Genomic DNA, 18,695 nt, shown 5'->3' with positions numbered 1-18,695 from the left:
AAATAATAATTGAGAATTAAATTAAAAATTTGAAATTATTTTTTTATACTTTTTCAAGGCCTTTTGAGCAGCCTCAATTTCTGCTTCTTGTTTACTCCTCCCCCTCCCCTGAGCAATTATTTTTTCTCTTAAAAAGAGACCAACGACAAATTCTTTGGCATGATCTGGCCCCTTTTCTTGAATCACTTGATAAGTGGGGGTAATTTTAAGTTTAGCTTGAATTAATTCTTGAAATTTGCTTTTGGCATCTTCATACAGTTTATGTTTCAAAATGAAGTTCAATCGAGCAATAATTGTTTTTTTAATAAATTCTTTGGTCTTTTTTAATCCTTGGTCTAAATAAATAGCACCAATCAATGCTTCAAAGGCATCGGCTAAAATAGTCATCTTTGCCTTATCTGATGAAGAGAAAAATTCACCTCGACTTAAATATAAATATTTATCTAGGTTTATTTTTTTTGCCACCTGGGCCAGTATTTTCATATTGACTAAACTGGCACGCCAAGAGGTCAAGGTTCCTTCTGAGGCTTGATAATTTTTATAAAGAAATTCAGTGACAATAAATTCAATAATGGCGTCGCCTAAAAATTCTAATCTTTCATTATGAGAAATTTTCACTTCTGGATGTTCGTTTAAATAAGAACGATGGATTAAAGCCTGCTGGAGCAAATCTCTGTTTTTAAACTTGATTTTCAATCGTTTCTCTAATTTTTCCAAATCTTTGGTCATCATTATTTAAAATTTTAGAGGTTAGTAAAATAAAAAAATAATAAGAGTTGAGATTTGATCACTCAACTATTTGTTCCTGATATCTTATCAGATGAATTTTTTATTTCCTCGTAAAGAGCGCCTAAAACACCGTTGACAAAACGACCGGAAGTTTCTGAACCGAAAGTTTTAGCCAACTCAATGGCTTCATCAATAATAACTTTCGCCGGTGTCTCTTTTAAAAAGAGAAGTTCGGCTATACCGATTCTTAAAATATTTCTATCAACTAATGAAATCTGTTCAACTGGCCATTCAGGGGCAAATTTTTTAAGCTCTTCATTAATTTTTTTAAAATTTTTAATGACTTCAACAATAATCCTTTCAGCGAAATCTCGATGTTCAAAAGACGGAAGTTTAAGTTGCTGGCAATGATATTGAAAAATATCATCAGCCATTTTTTTAATTTCTTTTTCTTTTTCTAAAAAACCAAAAAAATCTAATTGATAAATAGTTTGGAAGGCAAGAATACGAGCAAGACGACGTGCGTTCATAAAAATTATTCTTTTTTCTTTTGACTTGGTTGCTGTTTTATTCTCTTTGGCATCACTTCTCGATTTTGATAGGTACCACAGAAAAAGCAAAGATGATGAGGTAAGACGGGTTTTTGACAACGAGGACAGGGAGAAAGGTTTATCTTTTTCATTTTTTTTGCCGCCCTTCTTTTTCTTTTTTCGCTTTTTGGTCTTTTTTTAGATGGTAAACCCATTTTTAGTTGATATTAGTTGATAAAAGAAAATTTAAAATAAAAACGTTTCAATTATTTTAACAAAAAGATAAAAAGAAAACAAGTTTTCCACAATTTTTCCCCATTTTATCCCTTTGTTTTTTATGAAGTTTATTTTTTTGTTTTATTTTTTGATTATAATATAAAATAGAAATTTAATTTAAAATGATCAAAATAATCTATGAATAATCATGAATTAAGCAAAGAAAAACTTTGGCAAACTATTCTTGGCGAAATGGAACTTCAGGTAAGTAGGGCAAATTTTGTCACTTGGTTTAAAAATGCTCGTATTTCTTCAATTGAAGATAATGGTGAAACAATTATTATTTCTTTACCCAATGAGTTTACTAAGGTTTGGTTTGAAAAAAAATATCATAAAAAAATTTTTGAAATTCTTCAAAATATCACTCAGAATAAAGTAAAACAAATTATTTATAAAATTGAATCAGTTCCTCCGCCAGCACCTAAGGAAAAGTTTGTTAGTTTAGAAGAAATAATTCAAAAAGAAAAGGTTGAACCGAAAATATCAATTGATGAGCGCGGCCTCAATCCACGTTATACTTTTGAAAATTTTATTGTCGGAAAAGGTAATGAATTAGCTCACGCTGCTTGCTTAGCCGTTAGTCAAAATCCAGGAAAGAAATATAATCCTCTTTTCATTTATGGCGGTGTTGGTTTAGGTAAAACCCACCTTCTCCAAGCCATCGGTCATGAAGTTTTAAAAAGAAATAAAAATAAAAAAGTTCTTTATGTCAGCGCTGAACGTTTTATGAATGATTTTGTCAAGGCTATTCGAGAAGGAAAAATTGATCTCTTCAAAAAAAATTACCGTCAACCGGATGTCTTTTTAATTGATGATGTCCAATTTTTTGCTGGGAAAAATGGCGTGCAAGAAGAATTTTTTCATACCTTTAATACCTTACACCAGAGAGATAGTCAGATTGTTTTAACGAGTGACCGGCCGCCCAGAGTTATTCCAGCTATTGAGGAAAGATTAATCTCTCGTTTTGAGGGTGGGATGATTGTTGATATTTCGCCGCCAGACCTAGAGACAAGAATAGCTATTCTTGAACAAAAAGCTAAAGAAAGGGGCTATACTTTACCCCGCGAAATTCTCCAACAAATTGCCGTCCAGATTCAGAGCAATGTCCGTCAGTTAGAAGGAGCGCTCAATAAAGTTATTGCCTATCACGAGTTGAATAAACTGCCTTTTTCTTTAGAAGAAACAAAAAAAATTGTGACGAATTTAGTGGCAACGCCACGTCGAGCCGCTCTTTCGCCAAGAGAATTACTCCAAATCGTGGCTGAATTTTATGGTTTAAAAGTAAATGAATTATTAAGTCGTTCAAGAAAAAAGGAGTTGGTCGTGCCACGACAGGTAGCAATGTTTTTGATGCGCGAAGAACTTGATACTTCTTTTCCTTTAATTGGTCATGAATTTGGTGGGAAAGACCATACAACGGCTATGCATGCCTGGCGAAAAATAAAAAAGAAAGTAGAAGAAGAAGGCCGGATTAAACAAGAAATTGATTTTATTAGACAAAGAATTTATAACCGCTGAGAAGTGGTATTGATTTGTAAAATTTTTGCCAATGGCGCATCTTTATCTAAAATGGAGACGGTTTTCTTTGCAGATTTGTTCAGGTTTGTTATAATAACAAAGTATGAATTTTCAAGATTCCCAAAAGCCGAAAATTGCCCCAGAAGAAGTTCAAGAGAAACTTTCTGAAAAATTAGAGGAGTTAAAAATTAAAGAATTAGAAAATGAAACCCAAAAGAAAGCTTTTTCTCTCGGCCTTCCTTATCTTAATCTCAAAGGATTCCCTATTGCCCCTGAAGCTTTAAGACTGATTCCTGAAGAAGAGGCGAAACAGCTTCAGGTTATTTGTTTTTACCGCGATGAAAAAAAAGCCTGCTTAGCTACTCTTAATCCAGAAAGAACGGATTTTTTTTCTTTAAGTGAAAAAATAAAAGAAGAGACAGGATTAAAAATAGAGGTTTATCTCATCTCGCCAATTAGTTTTGATTACGCCATCAAGCTTTATCGTACCCTGCCGAAAATGAAAAAAAGGGTTAAAGCGGTGGAAATTACCGAAGAGGATTTGCAACGTTATCAAAAAGAAATTAAAACCTTTCGTGATTTAAACGAAAAAATTCAAAACATACCTCTCACTGACTTAGTAGCAATGGTGATTGCCGCCGCCCTTCAGTCGCGTGCTTCTGATATTCACATCGAAGCCGAGGAAGAGAAAATTAAATTGAGATTTAGAATTGATGGAATTTTGGTTGAGGCGGCAAGTTTACCAAAAAGACTTTGGCCCTTGATTATTTCTCGTCTTAAGATTTTAGCTGGTTTGAAAATTAATATTACCACCCAGCCACAAGACGGTCGTTTTTCTATTTTACTTACTCACGATAAAATCGATGTACGTGTTTCAACTTTACCTAGCTCTTTTGGCGAATCAGTAGTGATGAGAATTTTAATGGCTTCTTCGGCTAAAATTACTTTAGAAGAACTTGGCTTTCGTGGTCGAGTTTTTGAAATTTTCAAAAGAGAAATAGAAAGACCTAATGGCTTAATTCTTACCTCTGGACCGACTGGTTCGGGTAAATCAACAACTCTTTATGCTATTTTAATGAAATTAGCCAGTCCAGAAATAAAAATTATCACTTTAGAGGAACCAATCGAATACGAATTAAAGGGTGTCATTCAAACACAAGTTGACTATTCAAAGGGTCAAACTTTTGCTAAAAATCTTCGTTCAGTTATGCGTCAGGACCCTGATGTCATTATGGTCGGAGAAATTCGTGATCAGGAGACGGCCGAAATTGCTGTTCAGGCCGCCCTGACGGGCCATTTAGTTTTTTCAACCATCCATGCCAATGATGCGGCGGGTATTATTCCTCGTTTTTTAACTTTAGGGGTCAAACCTTATCTTTTGGCACCAGCCCTAAATCTAGCCATGGCTCAAAGATTGGTGCGAAGAATTTGTCAAAATTGTAGGGAAGAAATTAAACTTGACCAAGAAAAATTAGAACGAGTTAAAAAAATTCTTAATGATTTGCCAAAAGAGGAGAAGGAAAAAATTGATTTGCAGAAATTAAAATTTTTCCATGGCCGAGGTTGTGAGAGTTGTCAAAATTTAGGTTATTATGGTCGGGTTGGTATTTTTGAGGTCTTTACTGTCATACCAGAAATCGAAAAATTAATTCTTCGTGGTGACGTTTCTGAATATGAGATGCGTGAAGTATTAAAAAAACAAGGGATGGTCACCTTAGTTCAGGATGGATTATTAAAAGCTTTAGATGGCATCACTAGTGTTGAGGAGGTCTTCCGAGTGGCGGAGTAGTTTTTTTTCCAGTCCATTGTCTTGCTGACTGTGACTTAAAAAATCCAATTAATGTATTAACACATTAAGTATAGTAAATAGATTCATCAGATACAACAATCGCTGTAAGCAGTGAGGTTTTTCATCTTGTTTTTCTTAAATTAATTTTACCTTAGTTAAAGCTTCAACAACGGCCCGATTTTCAGTTAAAATTTTTTCTGGTTTTTTTATTTTGTATTCTCTAATTTCTTGAGGTGGGGTTTTTTCTTTCGCTCGCCAGTTACGAATCTCAATGACAAGATTTTTTATTTTTTCAAAATCCTTTTCAGCCCCTTGATTGATCAATTTTTTGTCTACCTTTGGCCAATCTTCAACTATCAATAAATTTTGAATTTTGAATTTTGAATTTTGAATTTTGATACGCTGATAAACGACCTCTGTGACAAAAGGAATAAAGGGGTGTAATAATTTTAGAATAATTATTAAAGAATGATGAAGAATAAAGACAGTGTTTCTTTGTAATCTTTCGTTTGTATTTTGTATCTTCGCTATTTCTAAATACCAATCAGCCAATTCATGCCAAATAAAATCATAAAGCTCTCGTTCTGCTTCGCCTAATTCATAATTTTTAATTTTCTTAGTCACTGAATCAATTATCGAATTTAATCGACTTAAAATCCATTTGTCTGCTAAGGTTATCAGTTTAAGATTTAATTTTAGATTATAGTTTTGAAATTTGAGTTTTGAAATTTGAATTTGTGTGAAGCGACTGATGTTCCATAATTTATTAATAAAATTTCTGGCCGCCAAGATAGCCCTTTCATCAAATTTAAAAGCTTGTTGATCACGGTTAATTTGATAAATTAGACCAAAGCGCACACTATCAAAACCATATTTTTCACCAATTTCTAAAGGATCAATACCAGTACCCAAAGATTTACTCATTCTTTTCCCGGTTATAGCCAAAACTGTCGGATGAATATAGACATCTTTAAAGGGAATTTTTTTAGTAAATTCTAAAGAAGAAAAAATCATTCTTGCCACCCACAAATAAAGGATTTCTTGAGCTGTAGAAAGAAAATTAGTCGGATAGTAATTTTTCAGATCTTTGGTTTTTTTTGGCCAGCCAAGCGTGGCAAATGGCCATAAGGCTGATGAAAACCAAGTATCTAAAACATCCTCTGATGGTTTCATTTCACACTTACGACAAATCGGACATCTCTTTGGTTTTTTATTAGCAACAATAAAGGAATCAGACATCTTGAATTTGGAATTTAGCATTTGTTTGGAAATTGGAGGTTGGAAATTGGAAATTCTTCCAGTTTGACAATACCAAACTGGAAGTTGGTGCCCCCACCATAATTGACGAGAAAGACACCAGTCTTCAACGCGCCCTAACCAGTCCAAATAGATTTTTTTATATCTTTCAGGAATAATTTTTATCTTTTTCCGCTCCACTGCTTTAATAGCTGGCTGAGATATTTTTTTCATTTTTAAGAACCATTGAATTGAAATTTGTGGTTCGATTGGGGTGCCACAGCGATCACAAAGAGCTAAATTATGCCAATATTCCTCTTCTTTTTCAATTAAATCTAGTCTCCTCAGCTCATCAAGAATTCTTTCTCTGGCCTCTAAAATTGTTAGACCGGCATATTTACCAGCCTCTTCCGTCATTTTACCCTCCGGACCAATGACGTTAATTATAGCTAATTTTTTTTCTCGACCAATTTGCCAGTCAGTTGCATCATGGGCTGGGGTAATTTTTACCGCCCCCGTTCCAAATTGAGAGTCAACTAAACGATGAGTAATGATAGGAATTTCACGGTTGATTAAAGGTAAAATGACTGTTTTTCCAATTAATTTTTGATATCTTTCATCGTTTGGGTTAACAGCCACGGCTGTATCGCCCAACATTGTTTCTGGCCTAGTTGTCGCCACGGTAATATAATTTTGAGTGTTGAATTGTGAATTTTGAATAGGGTCGGTGTTTGAGGTTTCAAATTTAGAATTTTTCAAGGGATATTTGATGTACCACAACTTGCCCTTCACTTCTTGATATTTTACTTCAATATCAGAGATGGCGGTCGTACACCTCGGGCACCAATTAACAATTCTTGGTCCACGATAGATTAACCCCTTTTTATAATAATGGACAAAAGCCTCTCTTACAGCCTTAGTATAGGCCCTATCTAAAGTAAATCTCTTTCGTGACCAATCACAAGAACAGCCAAGTTTTTTAAGTTGATTAATAATCAAATTGCCATATTTCCTCACCCACTGCCAAACACGGGCGACAAATTTTGTTCGACCTAATTGATGACGGGTTAGACCCTCTTTCTTTAATTCTTTTTCTACAACGTTTTGGGTAGCAATACCAGCATGATCAGTACCAGGTAGCCATAATGTACGGTAACCGTTCATTCGGTAAAATCTAATTAAAATGTCCTGAATAGTATTATTCAAAGCATGACCAAGGTGCAAGGAACCAGTAACGTTAGGTGGTGGAATAACAATTGTATAAGTTCTCTTTCTTATCCCCGGTAGTTTGTCCGGATTAAAAAAACCTGACTTTTGCCAAAGTTGATAAACCCTATTTTCGTATTTTTTTGCTTTGTAAGTTGGTTCCATAATGATTTGGAATTTTTATTTTTATCATCCTTTCATTTTCTTTCTTACCAAGATTAATTTTAATCTGAATTGTTTTTTTAGGCAAGATTTTTTTCACTCGATCCGCCCATTCAATAACAGCAACCGTCTCTTTTTTCCCCAGCCAATCAAAAACACCAATTTCTATTAAATCTTGCACTGATTTAAGTCGATAAACATCAATATGGATAAAAGTTTTAATTTTTAATTTACAATTTTTAATTTGATAGACTTTCATCAAGATAAAAGAAGGACTGGTTATAGCCTTTTTAATCCCGAGGCTATTGGCTAGGCCTTTAACAAAAACCGTTTTGCCGGCTCCTAATTGACCAGTTAAACCAATAACTTCACCACCTTTCAATTTTTTTGTCAATTGAAAAGCAATTTTTTCTGTCTCTTTTTCTGATTGAGAAAGATACTGATAGATCATAAAAATTCGTAATCATTATAAAATAATCATTAGTTTATACCTAAATTTCTAAATTCGGATCAACTTTTATTTTTCGCCAATCAAATTTTTTTAACCACCAGGATTGAGGTGTTTTTTTTAATTTAAAATAGCCAGCCGCCGCCATCATTGCTGCGTTGTCAGTGCATAAATTTTTCGCCGGGATTAAAAGGTTAGTTTTTAATTTTAAATTTTTAATCTTTAATTTAATTTGTTTCCGCAATTCATTATTAGCTGTCACACCGCCGCCAAGAATAACACTTTTAGCTTTAAATACTTTGATCGCTCTTATTGTTTTAGTCGTTAAAACATCAATAATTGCTTGTTGAACTTCAGTACAAAGAAGTGGTAACAACAATAAATCTTTAACTTTTAACTTTAAATCTTTAATCTTATAAAGAACAGCTGTTTTTAAGCCGGAAAAACTAAAGTTAAAGTCACTAGAATTAATCATTGGTCGGGGCAATTCAATCTTGAATTCTGTATTTTGAATTTTGAATTTGTTTTGAAGCTTAGCCGCTTCGCGGGCAATAGCTGGTCCACCTGGATAACCTAAGCCTAAAATTTTTGCCACCTTATCAAAACATTCACCGGCCGCATCGTCTAAGGTTTGACCGATTTTCTGGAATTTTTCAAAACCTCTCATTAAAATCAGTTCTGTATGACCACCAGAAACAACTAAACATACAGCCGGAAATAATTTTTGAGGATTAAGAAGGTAGAATTTGGGATTTAGGTCGATAAAGTTAGCATAAATATGACCAAGCAGATGATTAAGAGGAATTAATGGCTTTTTAAAGAGAAAGGCTAAGGTTCGAGCGGCCTCCACCCCAACTAATAAAGAGGTAATTAAACCGGGACCAACCGTTACACCGATGGCATCGATAGGTTTTAGATTGAAAATTTTAAATTTGAGCGCCTTTCGTAAAACAAAAATAATTTTTTCTGCATGCTTTCGCGCCGCTACTTCTGGTACGATGCCACCATATCGAGTGTGAACTTTAATTTGACTAGCAACAATATTGCTGATAATTTTCAATTGACCATTTTCAGCTTTCAATAAACTAGCCGCTGTTTCGTCACAACTTGTTTCAATACCCAAAATAGTAATAGACTTTTTCTTCATAAAAATTTATAATTGATTTCTCTATTTTACTATAAAATGATTATTTTTTCTATCTTCTATCGTGTTAACACATTAAGAATTTGTTTTCCTATTTGACAAATAGAAAAAAATATTTAAAATTATTTTGTCGATCATGGTTTATTTTTAAAGTTTATATTTTTTCTCAGCCGCCATCGTCTAGTGGCTAGGACAGCAGGCTTTCAATCTGCTAACAGGGGTTCGATTCCCCTTGGCGGCATAATTTCTTTTAAATAATTAACACATTAGGAATTTAAAATAAATTCAAAAATTTGTCGCAAAAAACCAAAAGTCCATAAAATTAAACCAATAACCAAAATTAATGATCACAGGTTTATTTTTAATAATCAACAAACCTATCTTTTTTATCATTTACCCAATAACATATTAACACATTAATGTGTTAATACGTTAAGCAGGTTTGGTGGGTTGAATAAAAGGTGATAAAATGGTTAATAATAAGATTGATTAATATGGTAACATGATAATGATAAAGTGATTAAGACATATGCAAATTCGTTTTCGGCAAGCAAAGTCAATTTTAAACCGTTCAAAGCTTGGCGGTTACACACTTAATCCATATCTTGGTTGCCCTCATGGTTGTGTTTATTGTTACAATCAACATTTTCTGAAAACTATTGGTCGACAAGAAAAATGGGGTGAATTTTTAGAGATTAAATTGAATGCCCCGGAGGTTTTGGAAAGGGAAATTCTTGGAAAATACAGAAATTTAAAAGACGATGTTTTCTTTTCTACGATAACAGATCCTTATAATCCTCTAGAAAGACAATATCAATTAACCCGGCATTGTTTAGAAGTACTACTTAAAAATGAATGGTCGGCTGAAATTCTCACTAAGTCTGATTTGATTCTCCGTGATTTAGATTTAATGAAACGATTTCGTCATCGATTAAAAATTGGTTTTACGATCATCACTTTAGATCAGCGAGCAGGAATGATCTTAGAACCTGGTGCCCCTTCTCTTGAAAGAAGAATGGATGCTTTAAAAAAAATAAAAAAAGTCGGCCTAAAAACTTATGTTTTTGTTGGCCCAATTTTACCGCACTTTACTAACCTGAAGCAACTTTTTGAGATTTTAAAAGACAAGGTTGACCAAATCTGGTTTGATACTTTAAATACTAAAAAGGAAAATTGGCAGGGATTAGAGAAAACATTAAAAATTCATTATCCCTCTTTGCTAAATGATTATAAAAAAATTTTCTTTGCCAACAGAAAAGACTATGAAAATCAATTAAGAGAAGAAATTAAATTTTTGGCCAAATATTTCGAAACGCCAATCAAAATTTGTTTCTAGGTCGCCAATTTTTCCTTTATTTAAAAGAAAATTTCTAAAATGTTCCTTGACGAACATTTTGTGAGACAGTGAAATATTTTCTATTTTCTCGCTTCTTATTCTTAACATTTCATCGGAATATAATTTTCATTACAATGTGTTAACACGTTAATTAAGGATTAGATAAGGAGGGTAAAAGGCAAGGTAAGGAAAGTTTCAAGGGAGGGAAGGTTTCAAGGGAGAAATAGATTTATTTTTCTTAAAAAGTATTTAGTTATTAAAAAGTATTTAGTTAGAATCATTGTAGTCAAAAGAAAATCTGGTCTTATTGTGTTAACACATTAAAACAGATAATAAGCTTAATTTTTTTACAAAATTATCTTCATTTTGATGTATGTTTGATGTATGTAAGACTATGTAAGATTAATAAAGTCGTTACCCCAGGAACAAAATTGACATTGACTATGAGATTCAGGTTGAAGACGACGAAGGAGCTGAACTGCTCGACGAAAAATTTCTCTGGCTCGTTGAGGGTCGGTTTTTAATTTTTTAGGTTCAACTCTAAATTTTACCAAACCATTTTCTTCAACTTCTTCGGGAATATAATAAATTAGATAACCAAAAGAAAGATGTTTATAACCACTTGCTTCTAGTAATAAAGTATAACAATCAAGTTGAGTTTGATAATAAAACAGAGAGTTTTCTTTCAAATCAAAACCATAGGTTTTATAATCAACGGGAATATAATATTGACCATCAACTAAACATTCGTCTAGGGCACCAAAAAGAACTGCTTTAAGTTCCTGATCAAAATATCTTGGCTGGCTGTTTTTAAAATTTGAACGCCATTGTTGAAGAATGACTTGATCACTGATTAATTTACCCTGCACTTTACCCTCAATTTCAGGCGGTAATTTATTTTGAGCTCGATATTTATCGAAATACTTTTTAATCAAAAGGTCCAGACCCCGTGGCAAGGTTGATTTTGGTCCTTCTGGCCGATGGATACCTTTTACTTCAGAAAGCCAAAAACAAAGTGGACATTCTTGAAAAAGGCTTAATTTTGAAGGCGAAAGATAGATAATTTGATCTTGAGGAATCATAATTTTTTACAAAAATATTTTTCAAATTTAAAAATTCTTCAATTTTAAGAAAAGAAACGGATGGTTTTAACTAATTTTTGACCAAATTTTTGGTTAATTTTTTTGAGAAATTTTTCTTCATTTAGTTTAATTTCTTGGGCAATGACTGAACTTAAAACCGAAAGGCTTAAAATTTGATTTTTCAAATGTAAAATTTTAACCTGCTTTAAAATTTTTTTACCAAATTTTTTGACTAAAATTTTCTTAAACTCTTCAATCACTAAAGTAGCTAAAACCTCTTTTTCAATTCCGGCCCGACGAAGAGCATTGAAAAGTAAAGAACTGATTTTTTTCATAAAATAGTAAGGTTAAGAGTTTCACTTTCTATAACTTGGTTATTTTCATCAATTGCTTCTAAAAAAAGAAGACATTGACCATTGAGCAAAGGATCATACCAAGTAATATTTAAACGACGAGTTGGAAAATTAGAAACTTGAGCAATCAAATTTCTTTCTTGACCAATTTTTTGAAGATAAATTTTTATTTCTTTCAAACGAACTTCCGGTAAAAGAAGAGAAAGGGTAAAAGGAAATTGTTCGCTATAAATAGTCTGGTTGTTTTGAGGTAGGAGCCAAATAATTTTTGGCGAGAAGGTTTGGCTAAGATAAATATTAATTTGCCCCTCACCACAATTCTCAACATCATCATAAGCCCGAACGATAATTTTATGTTGTCCTAAAGAAAAGCCAGACAGGTTCAGATAAAGAACATAAGGTGGTGAATAAATAGTCTCGCTGATTTTACCATCAAGTAAGACCTCGATTCTTCTTACTCCCCGTGGCGCTTGTGCCTCAATCTTTAAAGTTAAGAGATAATTATTAATTGTCTCATTATTTTGTGGCGAAATAATGGTCACTTTTGGTTGAAACCAGGGTGTATGAACATCATCGTATTCGGTGGGCGGCAATTCAAAGCTTAGACCCTGTCTTTTTGCCCAATTCCTAATTCCCTCCTCCCAGCGTCGATACATAGGATCTTTTTCAGGATTTTCTGGCTGAGGCCCGCGTGGATTATCTTTATCAAGATAATGTAAAATTGAATGATAGGCACGAAATTTTTTTTCTATCACCGCTGAAGCAGGAGTAAAGGGTGTAGCCAGTTTACCAGAAAAACGATCAATTTTTAAAGTTATACTTTCTGGCAGTTCGCCACGTAAAATTGGTTTATCAACTGCTTCTGGCTGAGGTGGATTAAAATTCTCAATTTCAGTATTTTTTAAAGATTCGCTCATAAAATATTGCCAGATTGGCGCCGCTAGTTTTGAACCATCAGCCCCTTTTTTCATTTCTTCACCACGACTATTGCCAACCCAAACACCAGCAGCCAATGAAGGTGTATAGCCTAAAGTCCAAGCATCACGCCAATTCTGCGTCGTCCCGGTTTTTGCCGCCGCTGGTCGGTCTGGTAAAGTTAAATAATTCCTTTCACCAAAAATAAAGGCTCTGGCTTTATTATCAGAAAGAATACTATTGATTTGACGAGCAATTTGTTGTTCAAAAATTTTTTCTGGAGTAATCTCTGGTTTTTCTTCTAAAATTCTCCCTTTTGAGTCTTCAACTTTTAAAATAGACGAGATTGGAATTTTTAATCCTTCACGAGCAAAAATACTAAAGGCAGCAGTGTGTTCCAAAAGTTTAACCTCGGCCCCACCCAAAACAATGGCTAAACCAAAGCGGGAACGATCTTTTAGAGTCGTATACCCCATCCTTTCGGCTAGATCCAAGACTTCATCTAATCCTGTTAAATAAAGAGTTTTCACGGCCGGAATGTTTAATGAACCGGCCAAAGCCTGGCGCATTGTCACCGGCCCCCTTTCTTTTTCATCATAATTTTTTGGAATATAATCTTTACCTGAACCGTCCGGACCAAAATTCGTCACCACATCAAATAAAATTGTTTCTGGCGTATAACCTTTTTCAAAGGCTTTAGCATAGATAACTGGTTTAAAGGAAGAACCGGGTTGACGGGGGGCAAGTGCCACATTAACGGCACCATCGATTTCTTTATTAAAGTAATCTTTTGAACCAACTAGGGCTAAAATTTCGCCACTTTTAACATCAATAGCAACTAAAGCCGCGTTGGTGGCTTGATAGTTTTTTAAATTTTCTTCATTTTTTTTGATTGCCTCTTCGGCAATTTTTTGTTTTTTTAAATCCAAGGTCGTTATTACTCTTAAACCACCTTGTTCAACCAATCGATGGCCGTATTTCTCTGTTAGTTGTTCTTTAACATACATAACAAAATGAGGAGCAATAATTCTTTCTTTTTTTGGTTTAATCTTTTTCAAGGTTTCGATTTTTTGTGCTTCTCTAACCTCTTCTTCAGTACTAAAACCCAAATTCAGCATTTGTTCTAAAATATAATTTTTGCGGCCAATCAGTTCTTTCTGATGTTGACCAAAAGGTGAATAATAGGTAGGCGCTTTTGGTAGAGCGGCTAATAAAGCACATTCATCAAGCGTCAATTCTTTAACTGGTTTACCAAAATAAATCTGAGCAGCTGCTTCTGCTCCATAGGCATTGGAGCCGTAAGGAATTTCGTTAAAATACATTTTTAAAATCTGTTCCTTAGAAAATTTCCGCTCAATTTGATAAGCAAGAATTAATTCACGAATTTTTCGGGCATAAGTTTTTTCTGGTCTTAAAATAGCATTTTTAATGAGCTGCTGAGTAATGGTTGAACCGCCCTGAATTTTGCCGCCTTTTAGTAAGTTGATCAAAATAGCCCGGACAATGCTTTTTAAATTAAAACCTTTATGTTCATAAAAATAGCGGTCTTCGGCGGCAATCGTTGCCCAGATAAGATTTTTTGGAATTTCGGAAAGTTCAACCAAGGTTCTTCTTTCTTCGGTAAAAATTTCATAAAGTACAGTTTTACCTTCTCGGTCATAAATTTTGGTGCTTTGAGAAATTTCTCTTGCCAAAAGTTTATCTGGGTCGGGAAGATCTTTAGAAACCCAAACAAAAAAGAGACTGAGAAAAATACCAACTAAAAGAGTAAGAAATAAAAAAAGCAGAAAAATAGTTTTTAAAAATTTTTTCTTTTTTCTTTTTTGATATTTTCTCAGCTCAAAACGACGAATTTTTCTCGAGTGCCAGCCGATTTTTTTAGGATAGTAAATCATAATGATTAGTTAATAAAGCGGCGCCGAGAAGACCTGCTTTTTCTCTTAGTTGAGAGATTAAAATTTTTGTTTTTACTTTTGGCACCAATAACCAGGGTCTGAGATTTTTTAAAGCGATTTTGGTAAAAGATTGAAAACCAACCATACCGCCGCCCAAAACAATTAGATCAGGGTTTAAAATATTAATTAAATTTGCTAAACCTATTTTTAGCCATCTGGCCGTTTCATTGACAACAAAAACTGCGTTTGATTTTTTTTGAGCAAATTCTTTTTTAATCTGAAAAGTATTTTTTTGTTGACCGGTTATTTGAAAATAAAACTCAGCCATAGCTCGACCAGAAGCATAAGCTTCCAAACAACCTCTTTGACCGCAAAGACAATGACGACCGCCAATTTCTATCAATTGATGACCAAATTCACCTGTAAAGCCATCTTTGCCTCTTAAAATCTTCTTATCAATCACTATACCACCGCCGATACCGGTACCGACTGTTAGACCTATGACAAATTTTTCATTTTTTCCTTGACCAAAAACCGCTTCCCCTAAAGTAAAACAGTTAGCATCATTATCAACAAAAATCGGCCATTTGAATTTTTGCTCTAAAATTTTTTTGAGGAAAATTTTTTCTCTCTTTTTTGAAAGATTGGGCGATAAAACAACGCTACCCTCTTTAAAATTTACTTGACCAGCCACCCCCAGAGCAACAGCGGTGCAATTTTTAATTTTTGATTTATAATCTTGAATGATGGTGATGATTTTTTTTAGAAATTTTTCTTTGGTTAACGGTTTTGACCAAAGAATTTTTTGATAATTTAAAATTTTATCTCCTTCAACCAAACCAACGGCAATTTTTGTTCCTCCAATGTCAAAAGCTAAAATCATGGTTATTGGTTTATTGTTTATTAGTTATTAGTATAGTCATTAAATAATGACGAATTAAAAATTATTTCTCTTGATAAAAAACAAAAATAACCATCTCGCCTTCTGAATTTTGACCTTGACTAATCTCAACAATCTCTATTTTCTCATTTTTTGCTAGCCAGTGATTTATTTTATTTTCTAAATCATCGCTGTTATAACCAGTAAAAGATTTAATTTTATAAGCCATATTTTTTATTTTAGCCTAAATTGATTTTTTTTCAATATTTGTCAACTTATGATTTGTATGTTATAATAGCTGCGCAAATTCTTTCAATAATTTGCAACTTTCACATGACCTTAAGAGAAAAAGAAAAAATTAAAGAAATTCTTCTTCGCGGTGTGGAAGAAATTATTGATCAAGAAAGTCTTAAGAAGAGACTCTTAGCCGGCGAGAAATTAAGAGTTAAATTAGGCATCGATCCAACGACACCATATCTTCATTTGGGTAATAGTGTTGCTCTTTTGAAGCTCAGAGATTTTCAAGAACTTGGTCATCAGATTATTTTCATTTTAGGTGATTTTACGGCCCAAATTGGCGATCCTTCGGACAAGTTGCAAAAAAGACCTTTTTTGTCTTTTGAAGAAGTAAGAAAAAATGTGAAAAATTATCAGCCACAGGTAGGTAAAATTTTAGAGATTGATAAAGTTGAATGGCATTATAACTCAGAATGGCTATCAAAACTCAATTTTCAGGATATTTCTCGGCTCGCCGAAATTTTTACCGTCAGACAAATGTTAACTCGGCGAGGTTTTCGTGAGCGGTATCAAAGAGGTGAAGAAATTAGTTTAAGAGAATTTTTATATCCTTTAATGCAAGGCTATGATTCGGTGGCTGTTAAAGCTGATTTGGAAATTGGTGGAACGGATCAACTTTTTAATCTAAAAGCTGGTCGAGAAATTCAAAAATTTTATGGTCAAAAACCGCAAGAAATTATGACCCTCCAAATGTTAGAAGGTTTAGATGGCGAAAAAATGAGTAAAACGCGAAAAAATATCATTAATCTTTTAGATCCACCTAATGAACAGTTTGGGAAAATCATGTCCATGCGTGACGAATTGATAATTAAATATTTTACTCTTTGTACTAGACGGCCACTCAGAGAAATTAACGAAATTGCTGAAGAAATAAAAAGGGGTTCGAATCCTCGAGATTTTAAGGCTAAATTAGCTAAAGAAATTGTGAAAATGTATCACGGAGCAGAAGCTGCTCAAAAAGCCGAAAAAGAATTTAATCGAATTTTCCGTGAAAAAAAATTGCCCAGCGAAGTGCCAACTTATAAATTAAAAGTTAAGAAGTTGAAATTAATTGATTTATTGGTTGAAACAAAGTTAGTCTCAAGCAAATCTGAGGCTAGAAGATTAGTTGAACAAGGGGCGGTTAAAATTAATGGTCAAGTAGAAAAAGATTGGCAAAAAAATATTCAAATTAAAAGATGTACAATTATTAAAGTAGGCAAAAGGAGATTTATTAAACTTGACATCATTGAATAAATTTGTATATTGGTAAACTGACTATTAATTTCGTAGTAACTATGTTAAAATTAAAACTTTCTCGTCGCGGTAAAAAGAAACAACCAAGCTATCGTTTAATTGCTGTTGATAATAAAAAAGATCCTCAAGGAGTGTTTAAGGAAGATCTTGGTTTTTATCATCCACGAACAAAAAGAGTTGGGTTAAAAACTGAAAGAATAAAGTATTGGTTAGAGAAAGGAGCTCAGCCAACAGTGACAGTTCACAACTTATTAGTCAAAGAAAAAATTATTACTAAACCAAAAATTAAACTAATTTTTCAGAAGAAAACTAAAGAAGAGCAATCAACGATACCAAATAAATCAGTCGGAGAAATAGAATCAGAAAACAAAACAACCACTTGACATTTCCTATTGTCTTTGCTAGAATTTTTTTTGATAGAATGAATTATTTTAAATCTTTTAATTCCAGTCTGAAAGAATCTCGGAAAGTCCGAAAACTCGGAAAATCCGAGAACAAGAAAAGAAAGGTCGAAAGACTGGTTTGATTTGATAAGTAAAGATACTGAGGAATTTTTCTTCCAAAGTATCCTGTAGAGATTAATATGGCTGCAAAAGCAAAAGATCAGGAATTTTTGGAAGTAGTTGTTAAAGCCTTAGTCAGCCACCCGGAAGATGTTTCCGTGACCCGCTCCATTGATGAAATGGGAGTTTTATTAACTCTCAAAATCAATCCGGCAGACATGGGTCAGGTTATTGGCCGACGAGGCGAGACGGCGCGGGCGATTAGAAATTTACTCCGGATTGTTGGTCGAAAAAACAACGCCCGGGTAAATTTAAAAATCGAAGAACCGGCTGGCTCAACACAACGTGCAAAAGCAAGCACCTCTACTTCCACCGAAGACTTAAAACTCTAAAATTTAAAACAAAAATCGGTTGTCTTTGGCAACCGGTTTTTGTTTTTGACAATTTTTTTAAAAAAATTAAAATCGAGTTATGCAATTTGATATTCTCACTCTTTTTCCTAATGTCTTTGAGCAGTATTTTAATACTTCCATTCTCAAGCGCGCCCAAAAGAAAAAGTTAATTAAAATTATAATTCATAATTTACGTAACTTCGCTTCCGATAAACATCGAACTGTTGATGATAAGCCTTATGGGGGTGGACCAGGAATGATACTCAAGGTTGAACCAATATATAAAGCGATTTCTTCAATTTTAAAAAGGCCTAAATTACAAAGTACAAATTACAAAATTATTTTATTGACGCCGCAAGGAAAACAATTTAACCAAAAAATAGCACAAAGATATTCAAAATTAAAGCGTCTAATCTTAATTTGTGGTCATTACGAAGGTGTTGATGCTCGAGTGGAAAAATTGGTTGACGAAAAAATCTCGGTTGGCCCTTATATTTTAACCGGCGGTGAATTACCAGCCATGGTCATCGTTGATGCAGTCACAAGACTTATTCCTGGCGTGATCAAGGCCGAGTCATTAGTTGAAGAAACTGATTTAAAAATTAAAAATTTAAAATTGAAAATTCTTCGTGAATATCCTCAATATACTCGGCCAGCCATCTTGACAATTAAAGATAAATTTGGTAGAATAAAAGTCCTGAAAGTGCCAAAAGTGTTGTTATCAGGAAATCATCAGAAAATAAAAGAGTGGCGAGAGAAATTAAAAAT

The 18,695-nt window shown here is 33.5% G+C and carries 18 protein-coding genes and 1 tRNA gene; 8 read left to right on the top strand and 11 right to left on the bottom strand.

From position 1 onward, the window contains the following. Positions 1–21: 21 nt before the first annotated feature. The 3 genes from rnc to rpmF all read right to left on the bottom strand — a co-directional run bounded on the left by rnc (position 22) and on the right by rpmF (position 1,474). On the bottom strand, positions 22–729 hold the full coding sequence (gene rnc / locus N2259_00095) for a ribonuclease III (GenBank protein MCX7778648.1): 708 nt from the start codon (positions 727–729) through the stop codon (positions 22–24). Between the two features lie 62 nt (positions 730–791). Continuing rightward, positions 792–1,259, bottom strand: coding sequence for a transcription antitermination factor NusB (nusB, locus tag N2259_00090; protein MCX7778647.1), 468 nt, complete (start codon positions 1,257–1,259; stop codon positions 792–794). A gap of 5 nt (positions 1,260–1,264) precedes the next feature. Further along, positions 1,265–1,474 carry a 50S ribosomal protein L32 gene (rpmF, locus tag N2259_00085; GenBank protein MCX7778646.1) on the bottom strand — a complete coding sequence of 70 codons (210 nt, stop codon included), beginning with the start codon at positions 1,472–1,474 and terminating at the stop codon, positions 1,265–1,267. 199 nt (positions 1,475–1,673) lie between these two features. On the opposite strand from rpmF, the gene dnaA reads away from it, so the two are divergent. Together dnaA and N2259_00075 are read left to right on the top strand one after the other, a co-directional pair. After that, a complete protein-coding gene (gene dnaA, locus N2259_00080) occupies positions 1,674–3,053 on the top strand; it encodes a chromosomal replication initiator protein DnaA (protein MCX7778645.1) in 1,380 nt (459 codons plus the stop codon). A gap of 103 nt (positions 3,054–3,156) precedes the next feature. Beyond that, a complete protein-coding gene (locus N2259_00075) occupies positions 3,157–4,842 on the top strand; it encodes a GspE/PulE family protein (GenBank protein ID MCX7778644.1) in 1,686 nt (561 codons plus the stop codon). Between the two features lie 135 nt (positions 4,843–4,977). On the opposite strand, the gene N2259_00070 is transcribed toward N2259_00075, so the two are convergent. Genes N2259_00070 through tsaD form a run of 3 tightly spaced genes read right to left on the bottom strand, consistent with a single transcriptional unit; the run spans position 4,978 to position 9,041 of the window. Further along, the gene (locus N2259_00070; GenBank protein ID MCX7778643.1) at positions 4,978–7,449 is read right to left on the bottom strand and encodes a valine--tRNA ligase; all 2,472 of its coding nucleotides are present in this window, start codon (positions 7,447–7,449) and stop codon (positions 4,978–4,980) included. After that, positions 7,412–7,897 carry a tRNA (adenosine(37)-N6)-threonylcarbamoyltransferase complex ATPase subunit type 1 TsaE gene (gene tsaE, locus N2259_00065; GenBank protein MCX7778642.1) on the bottom strand — a complete coding sequence of 162 codons (486 nt, stop codon included), beginning with the start codon at positions 7,895–7,897 and terminating at the stop codon, positions 7,412–7,414. Before tsaE ends, N2259_00070 begins: the two co-directional genes overlap by 38 nt. Before the next feature lie 40 nt (positions 7,898–7,937). Continuing rightward, positions 7,938–9,041: a tRNA (adenosine(37)-N6)-threonylcarbamoyltransferase complex transferase subunit TsaD gene (gene tsaD, locus N2259_00060; protein MCX7778641.1), complete on the bottom strand. Its 1,104-nt coding sequence runs from the start codon at positions 9,039–9,041 to the stop codon at positions 7,938–7,940. A 166-nt stretch (positions 9,042–9,207) separates the two neighbouring features. On the opposite strand from tsaD, the gene N2259_00055 reads away from it, so the two are divergent. Both N2259_00055 and N2259_00050 read left to right on the top strand, forming a co-directional pair. After that, positions 9,208–9,279, top strand: a tRNA-Glu gene (locus N2259_00055). Positions 9,280–9,567: 288 nt separating this feature from the next. Beyond that, positions 9,568–10,374 carry a radical SAM protein gene (locus N2259_00050; protein MCX7778640.1) on the top strand — a complete coding sequence of 269 codons (807 nt, stop codon included), beginning with the start codon at positions 9,568–9,570 and terminating at the stop codon, positions 10,372–10,374. A 392-nt stretch (positions 10,375–10,766) separates the two neighbouring features. On the opposite strand, the gene N2259_00045 is transcribed toward N2259_00050, so the two are convergent. The 5 genes from N2259_00045 to N2259_00025 all read right to left on the bottom strand — a co-directional run bounded on the left by N2259_00045 (position 10,767) and on the right by N2259_00025 (position 15,728). Then, the gene (locus N2259_00045) at positions 10,767–11,456 is read right to left on the bottom strand and encodes a PD-(D/E)XK nuclease family protein (GenBank protein MCX7778639.1); all 690 of its coding nucleotides are present in this window, start codon (positions 11,454–11,456) and stop codon (positions 10,767–10,769) included. Between the two features lie 44 nt (positions 11,457–11,500). Continuing rightward, a complete protein-coding gene (locus N2259_00040) occupies positions 11,501–11,791 on the bottom strand; it encodes a DUF721 domain-containing protein (protein ID MCX7778638.1) in 291 nt (96 codons plus the stop codon). Further along, complete coding sequence (locus N2259_00035) at positions 11,788–14,619, bottom strand: PBP1A family penicillin-binding protein (protein MCX7778637.1); 2,832 nt, start codon at positions 14,617–14,619, stop codon at positions 11,788–11,790. Before N2259_00035 ends, N2259_00040 begins: the two co-directional genes overlap by 4 nt. Continuing rightward, entirely contained in the window at positions 14,603–15,502 is a 900-nt protein-coding gene (locus N2259_00030) for an ROK family protein (protein MCX7778636.1), read from the bottom strand. The genes N2259_00035 and N2259_00030 overlap by 17 nt, the downstream gene beginning before the upstream one ends. 61 nt (positions 15,503–15,563) lie before the next feature. After that, positions 15,564–15,728, bottom strand: a complete 165-nt coding sequence (locus tag N2259_00025; protein MCX7778635.1) for a hypothetical protein — start codon at positions 15,726–15,728, stop codon at positions 15,564–15,566. A 104-nt stretch (positions 15,729–15,832) separates the two neighbouring features. Here N2259_00025 and tyrS point away from each other — a divergent pair, with 104 nt between their 5' ends. The 4 genes from tyrS to trmD form a co-directional block, all read left to right on the top strand. After that, entirely contained in the window at positions 15,833–17,032 is a 1,200-nt protein-coding gene (tyrS, locus tag N2259_00020) for a tyrosine--tRNA ligase (GenBank protein MCX7778634.1), read from the top strand. A 41-nt stretch (positions 17,033–17,073) separates the two neighbouring features. Beyond that, positions 17,074–17,415 (top strand): 30S ribosomal protein S16, encoded by a 342-nt coding sequence (gene rpsP / locus N2259_00015; protein MCX7778633.1) that lies wholly within the window; start codon positions 17,074–17,076, stop codon positions 17,413–17,415. A gap of 200 nt (positions 17,416–17,615) precedes the next feature. Further along, positions 17,616–17,927: a KH domain-containing protein gene (locus tag N2259_00010; protein ID MCX7778632.1), complete on the top strand. Its 312-nt coding sequence runs from the start codon at positions 17,616–17,618 to the stop codon at positions 17,925–17,927. Between the two features lie 79 nt (positions 17,928–18,006). Further along, a partial coding sequence (gene trmD / locus N2259_00005) for a tRNA (guanosine(37)-N1)-methyltransferase TrmD (protein MCX7778631.1) occupies positions 18,007–18,695 on the top strand: 689 nt, incomplete at its 3' end.

Source organism: Patescibacteria group bacterium, from assembly GCA_026417895.1.
In the GTDB taxonomy this organism is placed as follows: Bacteria; Patescibacteriota; Patescibacteriia; order UBA2591; family CALHIP01; genus CALHIP01.
The sequence above is the reverse complement of the archived record's forward strand: the minus strand, read 5'-3'. Positions and strand labels throughout refer to the sequence as shown.